This window comes from Inquilinus limosus MP06 (assembly GCF_000767795.1).
In the GTDB taxonomy this organism is placed as follows: Bacteria; Pseudomonadota; Alphaproteobacteria; order DSM-16000; family Inquilinaceae; genus Inquilinus; species Inquilinus limosus_E.
The window spans coordinates 1-3,437 of the sequence record NZ_JANX01000629.1 but is presented as its reverse complement, the minus strand read 5'-3'; the positions used below and the strand labels follow the sequence as shown (position 1 = coordinate 3,437).

Sequence of the window (3,437 nt, the reverse complement as noted above, 5' to 3'; positions counted from 1 at the left end):
GTCGATGAGGACGACCTGAACCGCCACGTCGTGCTGCGGGCGAAGGAGCGCGAGCTGCGCCGCCGCCACGGCGCGCTGCTGCGCTCCGGCGCGGCGCTGCTGCCGACCGACGACCTGCTCTGCGCCACGGTCTGGGCGCATGGCGTCTTCGCCGCCCAGCTGACCGTCGGCAACACCTCGTTCCACAAGCTGTTCTCGGTCTCGCGCGACCCCTACAACATCACCCGCGCCTCCGGCCTGCGCATCCTGGTCGATGCGGGAGAAGGCTGGCGCCTGCTCTCCGTGCCGTCGGCCTTCGAGATGGGGCTGGCGGAGGCCCGCTGGATCTACTGCTTCGGCGGCCGCACCGCCACCGTCCGCGCCGCAATCTCCGGCGCCGACACGGCGATGCAGTGGCGGGTGGAGGTCGAGGGCGCGCCCTGCCGCTTCCTCGTCCTCGGCCATCTCGTGCTCGGCGAACGCGAGCTGGAGCAGGCGGGGCGGGTGTCGATCGACGCTGCCGCCAAGCGCATCGCCTTCCGCCCCGACCCGGACTGGCTGTGGGGCCAGCGCTATCCCGGCTCGATCTACCATCTGGTGACTCCGACCCCGGACGCGATCGAGGCGGTCGGCGGCGACGAGCTGCTGTATGCCGACGGGCAGGGCCGCGGCGGCGGGTACGTCGCGCTGCGCACCGGCGGGGTGTCCGGCTTCGGCTTCGCCGTCACCGGGTCGCTGACCGATCCCGCCGCAGCCGCCGCCCTGGCCGACCGCTACGCCGCCGGCGTGCCCTTCGACGAGATGCTGGGGACGGCCAACGCCCATTGGGCCGAGGTGACCCGCGGGCTGCGCGTCACCGGCGGCGGGTCGGAGGGCGCGGCGCTGGACGCTGCCTTCCCCTGGCTGGCGCATGACGCGATGATCCACCTCACCGTGCCGCACGGCCTCGAGCAGTACACCGGCGGCGCCTGGGGCACGCGCGACGTTTGCCAGGGCTCTCTCGAGTTCCTGCTGGCGCTGGAGCACGACGCCGCGGCGAAGGAGGTGCTGCGCACGGTCTTCGCCCAGCAATACGAGAGCCGGGGCGACTGGCCGCAATGGTTCATGCTGGAGCCTTACGCGCCGATCCAGGACAGGCATGCGCATGGCGACGTCATCGTCTGGCCGCTGAAGGCGCTGTGCGACTACATCGAGGCCACCGGCGACATGGCCTTCCTCGACGAGCCTGTGGCCTGGCGCAACGAGCAGGACTTCACCCGCACCGAGCGCCGCGACCCGGTCTCGGTCCATATCGACCGCATCGTCGCTGTGGTGCAGGAACGCTTCATCCCCGGCACGCGGCTGCTGCGCTATGGCGAGGGCGACTGGAACGATTCGCTGCAGCCGGTCGACCCGCATCTGCGCGACTGGATGGTCAGCGCCTGGACCGTCGCCCTCTTGATCCAGCAGCTCAACCGCTGGGCCGGGGTGCTGGGCCACGCCGGGCAGGCCGCCAAGGCGCGCGAGATCGAGGTCCTGGCCGGGTCGATGCATTGGGACCTGCAGCGCCACCTGGTGCGCGACGGGGTGCTGGCCGGCTATGCCGTGTTCAACCCCGACGGCACTGTGGTCGAGCTGCTGCTGCACCCGGACGATACCCGCACCGGCCTGCACTATTCGCTGCTGCCGATGAAGCGGGCGCTGATCGCCGGGCTGTTCGCGGGCGAGGCGGTCGAGCGCCATCTCGGGCTCATCCGCGAGCACCTGACCTTCCCGGACGGCATCCGGCTGATGGATCGGCCGGTGACCTATCGTGGCGGGGTCGAGACGCTGTTCCGCCGGGCCGAATCCGCCGCCTTCTTCGGCCGCGAGATCGGGCTGATGTACACCCACGCCCATCTCCGCGCCGGCGAGGCCATGGCCGCGCATGGCGAGGCCGATTCGGTATGGCGCATCCTGCTGCAGGCCAGCCCGGTGGCGTCGACCGAGGTGGTGCCGAACGCGACGCCGCGCCAGCGCAACGCCTATTTCAGCTCCAGCGACGCCGCCTTCGCCGACCGCTACGCCGCCGGCGCCGACTGGGCCCTGGTAAAGCAGGGGGCGATCGCCGCCGACGGCGGCTGGCGGGTCTATTCCAGCGGGCCGGGCCTGACCACCAACCTGATGCTGCGCCATGTCTTCGGCCTGCAGCGCAGCTTCGGCGAGCGGATCCTCGACCCGCTGCTGCCGTCCGGCCATCCGGACCTGGCGGTGGAGCTGGTGCGGGGCGGGGAGCGGCGGCGCTTCGGCCGGGGGTGAGCGGTCGGGCGACCGCAAGATTCAGGTTGCCGGTGCCCGCTTTGCCGGGTGGGATATGGTCATGACCTTCGCCGAGCCCGTCCCCCCGATCACCGCCGGCCGGATCGACACGCCGCTCGGGCCCATGCTGGCCCTGGTGGATGCCGCCGGCGCCCTGGTCGGCCTCGATTTCGAGGGCTCCGACGGCACCCCGACCTTCAGCCAGCGCCGCCTGGCGCGGGAGGGGCTGCAGACCGGGCCGGCCGACCCCGCCCTCATCCGCCCGGTCGCGGAGCAATTGGCCGAATACTTCGCCGGCCGGCGCCGGGTGTTCGACCTGCCCCTGGCGCCGTTCGGCACGCCGTTCCAGCGCCGGGTCTGGGCGGCGCTGTGCGCCATCCCCTGCGGCACCGCCATGACCTATCGCGACATGGCGCTGCGGCTGGACCGGCCGCAGGCGGCCCGCGCCGTCGGCGCCGCCAACGGTGCCAACCCGATCTCGGTGATCGTGCCCTGCCACCGCCTGGTCGGCAGCGACGGCACGCTCACCGCCTATGGCGGCGGCCTGCACCGCAAGGCGGCGCTGCTGGAGCTGGAAGGAGCAAGGCCGCCCGGGCTGTCGGCGGCGGGCTGAGCTTCACGCGGCCGCGGGCTGCGGCGACCGGCGGGGCAAAGCCAGGGCCAGCAGGCCGGCCAGCGCGGCGAGGCCGATCGAGCCGGCCCAGAGCGGCGCGTAGTCGGCGAAGCGGTCGAACACCACCCCGCCCAGGAAGGCGCCCAGCGCGCCGCCCGCCGCGTGGCCGGCCGAGATCAGCCCCATCGCCAGGCCCAGCCGCGCGGTGCCGAGATGGCTCACGGCCAGGCTGACCGTCACCGGCACGGTGGAGTAGTCGAACAGGCCGAAGACCACGGCGAAGACATAGAGCCAGCGGATGTCGGGACCGAGGCCGATCAGCAGGACGAAGCTGGCGGCCCGGGCCAGATAGATCACGGCCAGCAGCAGCGGCCGGTCGACCCGGTCGGCCAGCCAGCCGGCCAGCACCATCCCGCCCAGATTCACCGCCGACAGCACGCCATAGGCGGCGGCACGTGGGCAGCGGCGGGAAGCCGCAGAGCGCGGCGAAGGGCAGCAGATGCGTCTCGATCACCCGGTGGTGGTGAAGCCGCAGATGGCGAAGCTCCAGAACAGCAGGTGGAACACC

At 72.6% G+C, this 3,437-nt stretch carries 2 protein-coding genes and 1 pseudogene; 2 read left to right on the top strand and 1 reads right to left on the bottom strand.

The window, feature by feature from the left end; translation table 11 throughout:
• Both P409_RS39435 and P409_RS29795 read left to right on the top strand, forming a co-directional pair.
• Nucleotides 1-2,256, top strand: a pseudogene (locus P409_RS39435) (hypothetical protein); the annotation flags it as partial.
• 61 nt (nucleotides 2,257-2,317) lie between these two features.
• Nucleotides 2,318-2,869: a methylated-DNA--[protein]-cysteine S-methyltransferase gene (locus P409_RS29795; RefSeq protein ID WP_081991924.1), complete on the top strand. Its 552-nt coding sequence runs from the start codon at nucleotides 2,318-2,320 to the stop codon at nucleotides 2,867-2,869.
• Nucleotides 2,870-2,872: 3 nt separating this feature from the next.
• On the opposite strand, the gene P409_RS29790 is transcribed toward P409_RS29795, so the two are convergent.
• Nucleotides 2,873-3,307: an MFS transporter gene (locus P409_RS29790; protein WP_202964850.1), complete on the bottom strand. Its 435-nt coding sequence runs from the start codon at nucleotides 3,305-3,307 to the stop codon at nucleotides 2,873-2,875.
• Nucleotides 3,308-3,437 lie beyond the last annotated feature (130 nt).